General features: G+C 68.9%; 14 protein-coding genes and 1 tRNA gene. 9 read left to right on the plus strand and 6 right to left on the minus strand.

Translation table 11 applies throughout. The features are described 5' to 3' along the window. Position 1 precedes the first annotated feature (1 nt). The 5 genes from IEY14_RS15360 to IEY14_RS15380 all read right to left on the minus strand — a co-directional run bounded on the left by IEY14_RS15360 (position 2) and on the right by IEY14_RS15380 (position 4,021). The gene (locus tag IEY14_RS15360; protein ID WP_188909970.1) at positions 2-532 is read right to left on the minus strand and encodes a retropepsin-like aspartic protease family protein; all 531 of its coding nucleotides are present in this window, start codon (positions 530-532) and stop codon (positions 2-4) included. Positions 533-634: 102 nt separating this feature from the next. Continuing rightward, positions 635-1,264, minus strand: a complete 630-nt coding sequence (gene upp / locus IEY14_RS15365; RefSeq protein WP_188909971.1) for a uracil phosphoribosyltransferase — start codon at positions 1,262-1,264, stop codon at positions 635-637. 31 nt (positions 1,265-1,295) lie between these two features. Continuing rightward, positions 1,296-2,318 carry an adenosine deaminase gene (locus IEY14_RS15370; protein WP_244639490.1) on the minus strand — a complete coding sequence of 341 codons (1,023 nt, stop codon included), beginning with the start codon at positions 2,316-2,318 and terminating at the stop codon, positions 1,296-1,298. Continuing rightward, entirely contained in the window at positions 2,315-3,508 is a 1,194-nt protein-coding gene (locus IEY14_RS15375) for a phosphopentomutase (protein ID WP_188909973.1), read from the minus strand. The genes IEY14_RS15370 and IEY14_RS15375 overlap by 4 nt, the downstream gene beginning before the upstream one ends. A gap of 57 nt (positions 3,509-3,565) precedes the next feature. Beyond that, complete coding sequence (locus IEY14_RS15380; RefSeq protein WP_188909975.1) at positions 3,566-4,021, minus strand: pilus assembly protein N-terminal domain-containing protein; 456 nt, start codon at positions 4,019-4,021, stop codon at positions 3,566-3,568. 478 nt (positions 4,022-4,499) lie between these two features. Between IEY14_RS15380 and IEY14_RS15385 the strand changes: the two genes are divergently transcribed. After that, entirely contained in the window at positions 4,500-4,673 is a 174-nt protein-coding gene (locus IEY14_RS15385) for a Flp family type IVb pilin (RefSeq protein ID WP_188909977.1), read from the plus strand. 76 nt (positions 4,674-4,749) lie between these two features. Continuing rightward, positions 4,750-5,256 (plus strand): A24 family peptidase, encoded by a 507-nt coding sequence (locus tag IEY14_RS15390; RefSeq protein ID WP_188909979.1) that lies wholly within the window; start codon positions 4,750-4,752, stop codon positions 5,254-5,256. Between the two features lie 76 nt (positions 5,257-5,332). Here IEY14_RS15390 and IEY14_RS15395 read toward each other — a convergent pair. Then, a tRNA-Phe gene (locus IEY14_RS15395) sits at positions 5,333-5,408 on the minus strand. 377 nt (positions 5,409-5,785) lie between these two features. Between IEY14_RS15395 and cpaB the strand changes: the two genes are divergently transcribed. The 7 genes from cpaB to IEY14_RS15430 are packed head-to-tail and all read left to right on the plus strand — an operon-like array spanning position 5,786 to position 13,735. Further along, positions 5,786-6,601: a Flp pilus assembly protein CpaB gene (cpaB, locus tag IEY14_RS15400; protein WP_188909981.1), complete on the plus strand. Its 816-nt coding sequence runs from the start codon at positions 5,786-5,788 to the stop codon at positions 6,599-6,601. A gap of 8 nt (positions 6,602-6,609) precedes the next feature. Continuing rightward, positions 6,610-8,223, plus strand: coding sequence for a type II and III secretion system protein family protein (locus tag IEY14_RS15405; RefSeq protein ID WP_188909982.1), 1,614 nt, complete (start codon positions 6,610-6,612; stop codon positions 8,221-8,223). Next, positions 8,220-8,918, plus strand: coding sequence for a CpaD family pilus assembly protein (locus IEY14_RS15410; protein WP_188909984.1), 699 nt, complete (start codon positions 8,220-8,222; stop codon positions 8,916-8,918). Before IEY14_RS15405 ends, IEY14_RS15410 begins: the two co-directional genes overlap by 4 nt. 13 nt (positions 8,919-8,931) lie before the next feature. Further along, entirely contained in the window at positions 8,932-10,200 is a 1,269-nt protein-coding gene (locus IEY14_RS15415) for a CpaE/TadZ family protein (RefSeq protein ID WP_188909986.1), read from the plus strand. Between the two features lie 23 nt (positions 10,201-10,223). Further along, positions 10,224-11,714 carry a TadA family conjugal transfer-associated ATPase gene (locus IEY14_RS15420; protein ID WP_188909989.1) on the plus strand — a complete coding sequence of 497 codons (1,491 nt, stop codon included), beginning with the start codon at positions 10,224-10,226 and terminating at the stop codon, positions 11,712-11,714. Continuing rightward, on the plus strand, positions 11,714-12,715 hold the full coding sequence (locus IEY14_RS15425) for a type II secretion system F family protein (protein WP_188909990.1): 1,002 nt from the start codon (positions 11,714-11,716) through the stop codon (positions 12,713-12,715). Before IEY14_RS15420 ends, IEY14_RS15425 begins: the two co-directional genes overlap by 1 nt. Before the next feature lie 15 nt (positions 12,716-12,730). Then, a complete protein-coding gene (locus tag IEY14_RS15430; RefSeq protein WP_188909992.1) occupies positions 12,731-13,735 on the plus strand; it encodes a type II secretion system F family protein in 1,005 nt (334 codons plus the stop codon).

Here is a 13,735-nt window from a genome sequence, read left to right on the forward strand (position 1 = left end):
GTCAGCGGCTGAGGACGAGGCGGCCCCCGGCCACCTCGTAGCGCGACAGCTTCTTCAGAAAGCTCATGCCGAGCAGGATCGTGTCGAGCCCGTCGCCCTTCGTCACGGCCACCTCGACGTCGCGCACCATGACATTGCCGATCTCGACTCGGTCGAGCGTGCCGAGCGCCACCGGCACCTCGCCATTCGCCGTCTTTGTCTTATAGCGGAAGGCGCTGGCCGGCAGGACGAGGCCGAGACGGCGCGCCGTCGCCTCGTTGAGGGCGACATAGGTGGCGCCCGTGTCGACGAGCACGTCGGCCGGACGATTGTTGAGTCGGGCGCTGGCGCGGAAATGGCCGTCCGCCCCGGCCGGAAGGACGGCGCGGCCGGGCGGCGGCACGGGCGCCGCGGCCGTCACCACCGAGGCCGGCGGGTCCAGCATTTCCGGGCCGCTCTCGGCCGCCTGATGCTTGCGGTAGTCCTCGAAGACGGACGGAAAGGCGACGGCGACGAGCGAGGCGACCGCGAGAAGGAGAAGGGGTCTCGACACGGCGTCATCCGAAAGGCCGATCCGGGCCCGCCACTCTCCGGCGGGCACCGTTAAGGGAGGCCGAAGCCGCCCCTCCCTTTCGTCGCCATGGTTGCCGAATGGCTACTTCGTGCCGTAGAGCCGGTCGCCGGCATCGCCGAGGCCGGGCACGATATAGCCCTTCTCGTTGAGATGGCTGTCGATCGCCGCCGTATAGACCTGGATGTCGGGATGGGCCTCGTGGAAGCGCTTGATGCCTTCCGGCGCGGCGAGGAGGCAGAGGAAGCGGATGTTCCTCGCGCCTCGGCTCTTCAGCCGATCCATGGCCGCGATGACCGAATTGCCGGTGGCAAGCATCGGATCGACGGTGATGACCAGCCGGTTGGCGAGGTCTTCCGGCGCCTTGAAGTAATATTCGATCGCTTCCAGCGTCTCGTGGTCGCGATAGACGCCGACATGGGCGACGCGCGCCGCCGGCACGAGATCCAGCATGCCTTCGAGCAGCCCGTTGCCGGCGCGCAGAATGGAGGCGAAGACCAGCTTCTTGCCTTCGAGCGTCGGCGCCTCCATCGGCTCGATCGGCGTCTCGATCGGCATGGTGGTCAGTTCGAGGTCGCGCGTCACCTCGTAGCAGAGCAGCGTCGAGATCTCCCGCAAAAGGCGGCGGAAGCTCGCCGTCGAGGTTTCCTTCTTGCGCATGATGGTGAGCTTGTGCTGCACCAGCGGATGATCGATGACGGTGACGCCGTCCATGCTCTGCCCTCTTGTCTCGGTCGGGCGGAGACTAGTCGCTGCCAGGGCCGGAGCCAAGGGCGAGGAGCGCCGCGACGAACCGTTCCTCCAGCATTCGCCGCGTATCCTTATCGACGAAGGCGGCCTCGATCGCCGTGCGGGTAAAGCCGGCGAGGACGCTCTCCGCCAGCCCCTGCCTGTCCCGCGCGAAGGCATATTCGGCGGCGAGACTGGTGGCGAAGAAGGGCGGATCGTCGGAATTGACCGTCACCCGGCAGCCGGCCTCGACGAGCCGGCGCAGTGGATGCGCCGCCGGGCTGGGATAAACGCCGAGCGCGAGATTCGAGCCCGGACAGACCTCCAGCACCACACCCTCCGCCGCGATCCGCCGCAGGAGTTCGCGATCCTCCACGGCGCGCACGCCATGGCCGAGCCGGGACGGCTTCAGCGCGTCGAGCGTTTCCCGCACGGCGTCCGGCCCGGCGAACTCGCCGGCATGGGCGGTGAGGCCGAGCCCCGCTTCGCCGGCGATGGCGAAGGCGCGGGCGAAGTCGGCGGGGCGGCCGACCGTCTCGTCGCCGGCGAGGCCGAAGCCGCTGACGCGCGGCAGGCCGGGCTCCGCCGCGAACCGCGCCGCCGCCTCCACCGCCGCCACGCCGAAATGGCGGACGCCGACGACGATAAGCCGGCAAACGATACCGTGATCCGCCTCGGCCCGCGCCGCGCCCGCCGCGACGGCGCCGATATAGGTCCTCGGCGCCAGTCCGGCGGCGCGCGCATGGTCGGGCGAGACGAAAAGCTCCGCATGAAACGCGCCCTCCGCCGCGATCGCGGCGAGATAGGTCCGGGTCAGCTCGGCATAGTCCTCCTCCGTGCGGAAGAGGGCGCTCGCCCGGTCATAGGCGCGCAGGAAGGTCTGGAAGTCGCCCCGGCGATAGGCCCCGTCCGCGAGGATGTCGGAGACGTCGACGCCATGGCGCGCCGCCTGGCGCTGGACGAGGGCGGGGGAGGCGGTGCCTTCCAGATGGCAGTGCAGCTCCGCCTTCGGCAGGCGCGCGAGGCGATCCGGCGTCACAGGAAGCTCGTCCCGTGCCGGCCGGGCGCGAGGCCGAGATGGGCGGCGACGCTTTCGCCGATATCGGCGAAGCTCGGCCGGACGCCGATCGGACGGGAGGCGATGCCGGGGCCGAAGGCGAGCACGGGCACCCGCTCGCGCGTGTGGTCGGTGCCGGCGAATGTCGGGTCGCAGCCATGGTCGGCGGTGATCACCACGAGGTCGCCGGGCCGCAGCCGCGCCTCCAGCTCCGGCAGGCGCCGGTCGAAGGCCTCCAGCGCCGCCGCATAGCCGGCGACGTCGCGCCGATGGCCGAAGAGCATGTCGAAATCGACGAAATTGGCGAAGACGAGATCGCCCTCCGCCGCCATCTCCCAGCCTTCCAGCATGGCGTCGAACAGCGCCATGTTGCCGTCGCCCTTCAGGAGGCGCGAGATGCCGCGATGGGCGAAGATGTCGCCGATCTTGCCGATGGCGATCGTTTGGCGGCCGGCGGCCGATGCCCGGTCGAGCAGCGTGTCCTCAGGCGGCGGCACGGCATAGTCGCGCCGATTGGCGGTGCGCCGGAACGTCGCCGCCGTCTCGCCGAGAAAGGGGCGGGCGATGACGCGGCCAATGTTCAAGGGATCGGCATGGCGGCGGGCCGCCTCGCAGAGGGCATAGAGCCGGTCGAGGCCGAAATGCGTCTCGTGCGCGGCGATCTGGATGACGGAATCGGCGGACGTGTAGAAGATCGGCCGGCCGGTGCGGATGCTGTCCTCGCCGAGCTCGGCGATGATCTCGGTGCCCGAGGCGTGACGATCGCCAAGAATGCCGGGGATCGTCGTCTCGTCGAGGATCGCGGCGATCAGTTCGGCGGGAAAGGCCGGGACGCGGCGCGGAAAGGTGCCCCAGTCGAAGGCGACGGGGACGCCGGCGATCTCCCAATGGCCGGAGGGCGTGTCCTTGCCGCGCGACACTTCCTCCGCCGCGCCGAAAAGGCCGGCGGGCGCGCCGCTCGCGGCTCGGCCGGCGGCGAGATGGAGGCCGAGCGCCTCGAGGCGGGGCAGGCGCAGCGGCCCTTCCCGGAGGCCCGGCCGATCGGCCGCGCCCGCCGCGGCGGCGGCGAGGATATGGCCGAACGTATCGGCGCCCGCATCGCCGAAGGCCTCGGCATCCGGCGCCTGGCCGATGCCGAAGGAATCGAGGACGATGAGAAGGGCTCGGGCCACGGTTGCCTCGCTGCTGACGGCGCGAGACGGAAGCTTAAAGGAGGATGCGCGGCGCGGCTACTTCGTCACGGCCGTCGCCAGGGACTGGCGCTGCGTGTGCTGGGTGATCGCGAGGTTGAAGCTGGCCTCCGTGTCGCCCACCGTCACGGTCGGCTCGCATTCCGGCATGCAGGCATAGGTCTGCCGCTCGGCTTGGCGATAGATCCGCACCGTGCCTTCCTCGGACGCGCGCACCGCGACCTTCTCGTCGATCAGCGGCTGGCCGTCGCCGTCGAGCACGATGAGATTGGTGATGCCATAGGCGCGGCCCGTCAGCACCATGGTGGTCGCGTCCTGCACGGTGACGTCGGCGATCGCCGGATTGCCGATGATGACGGTCGCCGCCGGGCGCGGCACCTTCAGGACGCTCGCATGGTCGACATCGACGGACAGCAGCTGCGGCGCGGCTTCGGCGAAGGCCGCGCTCGCGAGGCCGTTGGCGAGCGCGAGCGAAAGGAACCAGGCGCGGAACATGAGGCAACTCGGGTGGCGGGCGATCCGGGCCCGAGCATGGACGAGCAGGGTGAACGATCCCTTAAGAGTCCCTGACGGAACCTCGCGGGGTCGGCTGGCCGGGTCTCTTCGCCGGTGACCGTGTCGCGAATGCTCGCCGATGCCGCCGGCATCGACTGCGCTTCGCTCCTCGTCACCGGACGAAGATCCCTCGCCCATCCTCCGCCCGGAGGGTTCCGTCAGGGCCTCTAAAGCGCGCGACGCCACGGACGGGCCGGCCCGGCCGGCTCGCCCCGCCGCGAGCGGATGCAAGTTGTCGGAAGCTTTTCGGAAAGGATCGACTTCAACCCTTCGTTCATCGCGATAGCAAACCCGCCGAATCAAACAAATTTAATGAAACTTCTTAAGCGAGGTGCAATCGCTCCTGGATAATCTGCACTCATCCGATCGGCGGGGACAAGTCGACGGAAAGCTCAACCGGGACTGACGGGGTTTTCTCATGCGCAAGTTCTTCAGCCGCTTCGCTCGCAACGAGTCCGGTGCGACCGCGATCGAATATGGCCTCATCGCCGCCTTCATGGCCGTCTGCCTGATCGCCGCTCTGCCGAAGATCACGGCGGGCGTTTCCAGCCAGTTCACGTCGATCGGCACGAAGTTGAGCAGCGGCCAGTAAATTCCTCTAGAATGAAACGGGTCGCTTGAACGGCGACCCGTTCGCTTTTTCCCCAAAGGCTTCAATAGGGGCATCGATGGTCCTGCTTCCGGTTCTGATCTTTCCGGCCTGCATGATCGTCGCCGCGCTGACGGACCTTTGCAGCATGACGATCCCGAACCGCCTGCAGCTGGCGCTCGCGGGCGGCTTCGTGCTGGCGGCCCTCTCGCTCGGCCTGCCGCTGCCGGTTCTCGGCCTGCATCTGGCGACGGGCGCGCTGATGCTGCTTCTGACCTTCGGCTGTTTCGCGGCCGGCTGGATGGGCGGCGGCGACGCGAAGCTGATTGCCGCGACCGCGCTCTGGCTGGGGCCGACGACGGCGCTCGCCGATTACGCGATGGCCGCGACGCTCTATGGCGGCATCCTCACCCTGCTGCTTCTCCTGGCGCGCGCGCTGCTCGCCCCGACGACCGGCATCGTCTTTCTCGACCGCCTGCTGACCAAGACGGTCGGCTGCCCCTACGGCATCGCGCTCGGCCTCGCCGGCCTGCGCGTCTTCGCCGACACGCCCTATGCCGAGGCCCTCGCCGCGACCTTCGCCTGACGCCCCGGAGCGGCGCGCGGCTGCGCGAGGATCAGGTCGTGGCTTGTCGGGATCGCGATGGTCTGGAAAGGCGGGATGGTGCCCAGGGGCGGAATCGAACCACCGACACTGCGATTTTCAGTCGCATGCTCTACCAACTGAGCTACCTGGGCCCGGCGACCTGCCGCCGGAGCGGCTCGTTTCGTCGCGAGGTGGGCGCCTTATAGGTGGCCCGCGACGGCCTGTCCAGCCCCTTCGCGCATCGCCGATGAAGAAGCTTCGGCCCGGCCGAAGGTGCTTCGTTAAGGCGTATCGAAGTCGCAGCTCTGGCGTCGGAAACAGGGAGGGCCCGGGTTCCTCACGCGTTCTGATCCCTGCGATAAGGAACGAGGCGCCGGGGCGCGGATGATTCGGCGCCGCCGGATCGACGGGAGCCTTGCGGCTTCCTTACCGGCCCCGCCGCTCCGACACGTTTCATTAACCATGTATTGAGGGTTTGGCGCCCATAACGATGCTCCAAGCCGCGATCCGCGGGGGATGAGGATCGGAAATGAACGCTTCGCGCCTCGCGGTGCTCGGTGTCGCACTCTCTTCGGCGGTCGGCGCTGGCGTCGTCGCGCTCAACCTGTCGGCGCGGGAACCCGCCGAACCCATCGTCATCACCGCGCCGAGCGAGCCGACGGTCAAGCTCGCCGAAGTGCTGGTGACGACGCGCGACATTCCCATGGGCGGCGCCGTCGAGGGCGGGCTCGGCTGGCAGAGCTGGCCGGAAGACGCGCTCGGCCCCTCGCTCATCCTGCGCGGCAACCGGCCGAACGCCGTCGAGGAACTCGGCGGCACGCTGGCGCGCCAGTCCTTCGTCACCGGCGAGCCCGTGCGCGAGGACAAGCTCGTCAAGTCCGATCGCGGCTTCATGTCGGTGGTCCTGCCCCAGGGCAAGCGCGCCATCGCCGTGCAGATCGCGGCCGAGACGGCGGCGGGCGGCTTCATCCTGCCGAACGACCATGTCGACATGATCATGACGCGCAAGCGCATGAAGGACGGCGTGCCGACCGGCGAGGTCGATACCGAGACCGTCCTGTCGAATATCCGCGTCCTGGCGATCGATCAGGCCATCGACGAGAAGAGCGGCAGCCGCAGCGTCATCGGCACGACCGCGACGCTCGAGGTCGATCCCGAACAGGCCGAGGCCGTCACCGCCGCCCAGCAGATGGCCGACCGCATCGTGCTGACGCTCCGCTCGCTCGAGGATTCGGTGCCGGGCGGCAAGGGCTATGCCGCCTTCCTGCTCGCCGGCGAGCAGCGGCCGAGCCGCGTGCATGTCGTGCGCTACGGCCAGACCAGCGACGTGACGACCCGGAAATGAGCCGCACCATGGTCCAGGTTCCCGCTTCCTCCGGCCCCGCGCGCCGCTTCGCCGCCCGGGCGCTCGCCTCCGCCTTGGCCGCCACCATCGGCCTCGCGCCCGTCCCGCCGGCCGGCGCGGCGAGCCCGGCGACCATCACCGTGTCGCGGGCGCAGCAGGCCATCTCGCTCGGCCTCGACAAGTCCAAGGTGATCGACCTGCCGGCCGACGCGCACGACATCCTCGTCGCCAATCCCGCCATCGCCGATGCGGTGACGCGCACCGCGCGCCGGATCTATATCTTCGGCAAGCAGGTCGGGCAGACCAATATCTTCGTCTTCGACCGCAACGGCGCCGAGATCGCCATCCTCGACCTGCGCGTCGAGCGCGACGTCGCCGGACTGCAGCAGACCATCTCCAAATACATTCCGGCCTCGGAGGTGAAGGTCGAGATCCTCAACGACAATATCGTGCTGACCGGCCGGGTGCAGACGCCGCAGGACGCCGCCCAGGCGGTGCGCCTCGCGCAGGTCTATGTCACGGGCGGCGAGGCGACGACCAGCCAGTTCATCAAGTCGGCCATCGCGCCCGGCGGCTCGGGCGGTTCCGGGGGCGGGGGCGGGGGCGGCAGCGTCAGCCAGGCCTTCGAGGACCGCCAGACCAGCCAGGTCATCAATCTCCTGAAGATCGACGGCGAGGATCAGGTGACGCTGAAGGTCACCGTCGCCGAGGTGCAGCGCTCGGTGATCAAGCAGCTCGGCTTCAACGGCCTCGCGCAAGGGGCGATCGACGGCTTCACCTTCGGCGCCGTCTCGGACAATCCCTTCGGCCTCGGCAAGGCCCTGTCGTCCTCCAGCCTCTTCGGCACCGGCTCGATCGGCTCGTCCAATGTCGACGCGCAGCTCAGCGCGCTCGAACAGGCCGGCGTGATGCGTACGCTCGCCGAGCCCTCGCTGACGGCGATCTCCGGCGAAAGCGCGAGCTTCAAGGTCGGCGGCGAGTTCAACATCGCGGACGGCAAGGACGAGACGCCGGCGAAGCGGACGCCGATCCTCAACGCGGCCGGCAACATCGTCGGCTACGACGATACGCCCGCGAAGGTCGAATACGAGCATCGCCAGATCGACTACGGCATCGGCCTCGACTTCACGCCGGTCGTGCTCTCGGCCGGCCGCATCAGCCTGAAGGTCCGCACATCGGTTTCCGAGCCGAGCTTCGAGTCCCCCTACAACGTGCCGAGAGGCGCCGCGCCGGCCGTCAACCTGCTCGGCATCCGCAAGCGCCTCGCCGATACGACGGTCGAACTGCCCTCCGGCGGCTCGCTGGTCATCGCCGGTCTCGTGCGCGACGAGACGCGCCAGGTCATTTCCGGCTTTCCGGGCCTGTCGAAGCTTCCCGTCCTCGGCACGCTGTTCCGCTCGCGCGACTTCCAGCGCTACGAGACCGAGCTCGTCGTCATCGTCACGCCCTATCTCGTGCGGCCGGTGGCGCGCCAGGATCTCGCCCGCCCGGATGACGGGCTGAACTTCACGGCGGACGGCGCCGGCAACTTCCTCGGCCGCATCAATCGCGTCTATGGCGCGATGGACACGGACCTGCCGCCCGGCCGCTATCACGGCATCGTCGGATATATCTACAAATGAGCGCTCCGAGATCCCTTAATATCCGGCGCGCCGCCGGCCTCGCGCTTGTCGGCGCGCTTCTGCTGGCGGGCTGCGCCGACCGTCATGCGATCGAGGTCGGCTCCGTGCCGGACGATTATCGCACGCGCCATCCGATCGTCGTCGGCGAGAGCGAGGTGGCGATCGAGCTGCCGATCGCCAGTTCCGAGATCCGCCTGTCGGAAAACGCCCGCAGCCGCATCGAGGATTTCGGCCAGCGCTTCCGCGGCACCCATGCCGCCGCGCTCCGCGTGCTCCTGCCGCGCGGCTCGGCCAACGAGAAGGCCGCCGCGCTCGCCTCGCGCGACGTGGTGGCGACCCTGCGCCGCATCGGCGTCGCGGGCGACCGCATCCTGGTCCAGCCCTATGACGCGGCGGGGGAGGGCGGGCCGGTTCCGATCCGCCTGTCCTTCGCGACGCTCACCGCCAAAACCGCGCCCTGCGGGCGCTGGCCGGACCAGCTCGCCGATACCGAGCAGAACCGCAACTACTTCAATTTCGGCTGCGCCACGCAGCAGAACCTCGCCGCGCAGGTCGCCGATCCGCGCGACCTTCTCGGTCCGCGCGGCCGCGATCCGGTCGATGCCGCCCGCCGCACGAACATGCTGGAGGACTACCGCCTCGGCCGCAGCACGGCGTCGGACCGGTCGCGCACCGAATCGACCTATAACTGGTGACGGGGGAGCGGGCATGAGCGACGTCCTGAAGGGGGCCGACACCTCGCTGCTGCGCGACGAGATCGCCGCGATGGAGAATGTGCGGCCGATCCCGCGCATCTCAGTCCAGGCCTTCTGCGAATCAGAGGCGACGGCCAAGGCCGTGCAGCGCGCCGGCGAGGACCGCCGGATGGCCAAGGCGCATCTGCGCGTCCATATGGGCGGCATCCGCGCCGCGACCGAGCATTATTCGAGCGCGCCGACGCCCAATCTCATCATCCTGGAATCCCGCGCCCTGCCGGGCGACCTCGTCAACGAGCTCGACACCCTGGCCGAGGTCTGCGATCCCGGCTCGAAGGTCGTCATCGTCGGCCATTTCAACGATGTCGGTCTTTATCGCGACCTGACGCGGCGCGGCATCTCCGAATATCTCGTCGCGCCCGTCTCCATGGCGGACGTGATGTCGGTCATCGCCGGCCTCTTCGCCGATCCCGACGCCAAGCCGCTCGGCCGGATCATCGCCTTCGTCGGCGCCAAGGGCGGCGTCGGCGCCTCGACGCTCGCCCACAACGTCGCCTGGTCGATCTCCAGGCTCTTCTCCACCGACGTGCTGCTCGCCGATCTCGACCTGCCCTTCGGCACCGCGAACATCAATTTCGACCAGGACCCGGCACAGGGCATCGCCGAGGCCGTGTTCTCGGCCGACCGGATGGACGAGGTCTTCCTCGACCGCCTCCTCGCCAAATGCGCCGACCATCTGTCGCTGCTCGCCGCGCCTTCCATGCTCGACCGGACCTACGATTTCGCCGGAGACGCCTTCACCGCCCTCATCGAGACGGCCCAGCGCACGACGCCCGTCGTGATCCTCGACGTGCCGCATGTCTGGAACGACTGGACGCGCAACGTCCTCGCCAAGGCCGACGAGGTGGCGATCGTCGCGAGCCCCGATCTCGCCAATCTGCGCAATGCCAAGAATCTCGTCGACACGCTGCGCAAGGGGCGGCCGAACGACAAGCCGCCGCATCTCATCCTGAACCAGATCCAGATGCCGAAGCGGCCGGAGATCACGGCGACGGATTTCTGCGATCCGCTGCAGCTGGAGCCGGTGGGCCTCGTCGCCTTCGATCCGCTGACCTTCGGCGGCGCCGCCAATAACGGCCGGATGATCGCCGAGGCCGATCCCAAGCACGCGGCCGTCGAGATCTTCGACCAGATCGCCCATGTGCTCACCGGGCGCGGCGAGCCGAGACGCGCCAAGCGCGCGTCCGGTCTCGATTTCCTCGCCCGGCTGCGGCGCAAGTAGGGCGAAGGAAGGAGCCCGCGCGCATGTTCGGCAAGCGTTCCCTGGATTCGGGCGACACGGTCGCGACGAAGCCGCCGGCGGAGAAGCCACGCCCGGCCGCCGCTGCGCCGCCGCGGCCCGCCGCGGCTCCCCTCGCGCCCTCGACGCCGCTCGAGATCGGTCAGATGCCCGAGCGCCGCGCCGCCGCGCCCGCCCCGGCGCCCGTCGCCGAGCCGCCGGCGCGCGGCCGCTCGGAAGCCTATTTCCAGACGAAGGCGCAGATCTTCAGCGCGCTCATCGACACGATCGACCTGTCGCAACTCGCCAAGCTCGACAACGAGAGCGCGCGCGAGGAAATCCGCGACATCGTCAACGACATCATCACGATCAAGAACTTCGCGATGACCATCGCCGAGCAGGAGGACCTGCTCGCCGACATCTGCAACGACATCCTGGGCTATGGCCCGCTGGAGCCGCTGCTCGCGCGCGACGACATCGCCGACATCATGGTCAACGGGCCGAACCACACCTTCATCGAGGTGGGCGGCAAGGTGATGGAGACCAGTGTCCGCTTCCGCGACAACATGCAGCTCCTCAACATCTGCCAGCGCATCGTCAGCCAGGTCGGCCGCCGCGTCGACGAGGCCTCGCCGATCTGCGACGCGCGCCTGCCGGACGGCAGCCGCGTCAACGTCATCGCCCCGCCGCTCGCCATCGACGGCGCGACGCTGACCATCCGCAAGTTCAAGAAGGACAAGCTGACGCTCGACCAGCTCGTGCAGTTCGGCGCGATCTCGCCGGCCGGCGCGACGCTGCTTCAGATCATCGGCCGCGTGCGCTGCAACATCATCATCTCCGGCGGCACGGGCTCCGGCAAGACGACCCTGCTGAACTGCCTGACCCGCTATATCGAGGCGGACGAGCGCATCATCACCTGCGAGGACACGGCCGAGCTCCAGCTCCAGCAGCCGCATGTCGTGCGCCTGGAAACGCGGCCGCCGAACATCGAGGGCGAGGGCGAGATCACCATGCGCGATCTCGTGAAGAACTGCCTGCGCATGCGGCCCGAGCGGATCATCGTCGGCGAGGTGCGCGGCCCGGAGGTCTTCGATCTCCTCCAGGCCATGAATACCGGCCATGACGGCTCGATGGGCACGATCCACGCCAACAGCCCGCGCGAATGCCTGAACCGCATGGAATCGATGATCGCCATGGGCGGCTTCTCGCTGCCGGCGCGCACGGTGAAGGAGATCATCGTCGGCTCGGTCGACGTCATCGTCCAGGCGGCGCGCCTGCGCGACGGCTCGCGCCGCATCACCCATGTGACGGAGGTCGTCGGCATGGAAGGCGACGTCATCACCACCCAGGACCTCTTCCTCTACGACATCGTCGGCGAGGACGCGAACGGCCGGCTCGTCGGCCGGCATCGCTCGACCGGCGTCGGCCGGCCGGCCTTCTGGGACCGGGCGCGCTATTACGGCGAGGAACAGCGGCTCGCCCGCGTCCTCGACGAGGCGGAGGTCGAGCACCGCTGATGGCCGGCATCCTCGTTTTCGTCCTCCTCGCCGCCGTCGCCTCGGCGAGCCTCGCCTTCGTCTTCCTCCAGCCGCGCATGGCCAACGAGAAGAAGACGGCCGCCCGGCTCGGCCAGTTCGCCCGCGCCGAGGCGGAGGGCGCCGCCAAGATCGCGTCGCGCAATCGCGTCGCCGACACGGTGCGGCGCCGCAAGTCGCTGGAGACCTCGCTGAAGGAACTCGAGGAGCGCGAGAAGGAGCGCTCCCGCCACGCCCTGCGGCCGAACCTGCGCCGGCGCCTCGAACAGGCCGGTCTCGCCATGGACGAGCGCCGCTTCGTGGTGCTGAGCACCGGCGCCGGCTCGGTCGCCTTCGTCCTGACCTTCCTTCTGTCCGAATCGCTGCTCGTCTCCCTCGGCGCGGCGCTGGCCGGGGGGATCGGCCTGCCGCGCCTGGTGGTCGACATCCTGCGCAAGCGGCGCCAAAGGAAGTTCATCGACGAGTTTCCGAACGCGCTCGACCTCATCGTGCGCGGCGTGAAGTCGGGCCTGCCGCTGAACGACACGCTGCGCATGATCGCGACCGAAACGACCGAGCCGGTGCGCTCGGAATTCCGCAAGGTCGTCGAGGCGATCCAGCTCGGCATTCCCGTCTCGGAAGGCGTGGAGCGCCTCTACCAGAGCATGCCGCTGTCGGAGACGAACTTCTTCGCCATCGTCATCTCGGTCCAGTCGCAGGCGGGCGGCAATCTGTCCGAGGCGCTGAGCAATCTCAGCCGCGTGCTGCGCGACCGCAAGAAGATGCGGGCGAAGATCCAGGCCATGTCGATGGAGGCGAAATCCTCCGCCTCGATCATCGGCTGCCTGCCGATCGTCGTCGGCGGCCTGATCTATCTGATGACGCCGCAATATATCTCGCTGCTCTTCACGAGCTCGACCGGGCACCTGATCCTCGGCGGCGGCGCGCTCTGGATGTCGATCGGCATCCTGGTGATGCGCCAGATGATCAATTTCGACTTCTGACGCGGGGTTCCGACCATGCAGCGCGCCTCCCTCGACCAGACCTTCGACAGCCTCGGCCTCTCGTCCTCGCTGGTGCTGAGCCTTCTCGTCTGCGTCGCCGTCTTCGCCACGGTCCTGTCGCTCGCCATGCCGCTGCTTCAGGGCAGCGGGCTGAAGTCGCGTATGAAGGCCGTGGCGCTGGAGCGCGAGGAGATGCGGGCGCGCGAGCGGGCGCGCCTTTCCACCGACAAGGACCGGCGCGGCACGGCGCGCCAGCAGGACGACCAGGGCATCGCCGCCAAGGTGGTGGAGCGGCTGAACCTGAAGAAGGCGCTGGCCGACGAGAAGACGACGGCACTGCTGCGTCAGGCGGGCTATCGCGGCCAGCGGCCGCTGACGCTGTTCCTGTTCTTCCGCACGGCGCTGCCGCTCGGCCTCTTCCTCTTCGCCCTCGCCTATATCTTCGGCCTCGGGCTCTTCGCGGAAAGCGGAGCGGGCATGCGCCTCATCGCCTGCCTCGCCGTCGCCTATCTCGGCTTCTACCTGCCGGTGATCGTCATCTCGAACAAGGCGAAGAAGCGCAGGCAGTCGATCGCCCGCGCCTGGCCGGACGCGCTCGACCTCCTGCTCATCTGCGTGGAATCGGGTCTCGCGATCGAGGCGGCCTTCCGCCGCGTCTCGGAGGAGATCGGCGTCCAGTCGGTGCCGCTCGCCGAGGAACTCGTGCTGCTCTGCGCCGAGCTCGCCTATCTGGAGGACCGCCGCACGGCCTACGAGAATCTCAACGGGCGCGTCGGCCTGGAGAACGTGCGCTCGGCGACGACCGCCCTTGTCCAGGCCGAGCGCTACGGCACGCCGCTCGGCCAGGCGCTGCGCGTCCTGTCGCAGGAAGGGCGCGACGCGCGCATGAATCTCGCCGAGAAGAAGGCCGCCGCCCTGCCGCCGAAGCTGACCGTGCCGATGATCCTGTTCTTCCTGCCGGTCCTCTTCGCGGTGATCCTCGGGCCGGCGATCATCCAGGTCGTCGCCTCGACCGGGTGA

The organism is Aureimonas endophytica, from assembly GCF_014642635.1.
Taxonomy (GTDB): domain Bacteria; phylum Pseudomonadota; class Alphaproteobacteria; order Rhizobiales; family Rhizobiaceae; genus Plantimonas; species Plantimonas endophytica.

Excerpts from the sequence above, each read along its gene's own strand:
- upp (WP_188909971.1), bottom strand. The coding sequence starts at position 1,264 with ATGGACGGCGTCACCGTCATCGATCATCCGCTGGTGCAGCACAAGCTC.
- IEY14_RS15380 (WP_188909975.1), bottom strand. The coding sequence starts at position 4,021 with ATGTTCCGCGCCTGGTTCCTTTCGCTCGCGCTCGCCAACGGCCTCGCG.
- IEY14_RS15385 (WP_188909977.1), top strand. The coding sequence starts at position 4,500 with ATGCGCAAGTTCTTCAGCCGCTTCGCTCGCAACGAGTCCGGTGCGACC.
- IEY14_RS15390 (WP_188909979.1), top strand. The coding sequence starts at position 4,750 with ATGGTCCTGCTTCCGGTTCTGATCTTTCCGGCCTGCATGATCGTCGCC.
- cpaB (WP_188909981.1), top strand. The coding sequence starts at position 5,786 with ATGAACGCTTCGCGCCTCGCGGTGCTCGGTGTCGCACTCTCTTCGGCG.
- IEY14_RS15405 (WP_188909982.1), top strand. The coding sequence starts at position 6,610 with ATGGTCCAGGTTCCCGCTTCCTCCGGCCCCGCGCGCCGCTTCGCCGCC.
- IEY14_RS15410 (WP_188909984.1), top strand. The coding sequence starts at position 8,220 with ATGAGCGCTCCGAGATCCCTTAATATCCGGCGCGCCGCCGGCCTCGCG.
- IEY14_RS15415 (WP_188909986.1), top strand. The coding sequence starts at position 8,932 with ATGAGCGACGTCCTGAAGGGGGCCGACACCTCGCTGCTGCGCGACGAG.
- IEY14_RS15420 (WP_188909989.1), top strand. The coding sequence starts at position 10,224 with ATGTTCGGCAAGCGTTCCCTGGATTCGGGCGACACGGTCGCGACGAAG.
- IEY14_RS15425 (WP_188909990.1), top strand. The coding sequence starts at position 11,714 with ATGGCCGGCATCCTCGTTTTCGTCCTCCTCGCCGCCGTCGCCTCGGCG.
- IEY14_RS15430 (WP_188909992.1), top strand. The coding sequence starts at position 12,731 with ATGCAGCGCGCCTCCCTCGACCAGACCTTCGACAGCCTCGGCCTCTCG.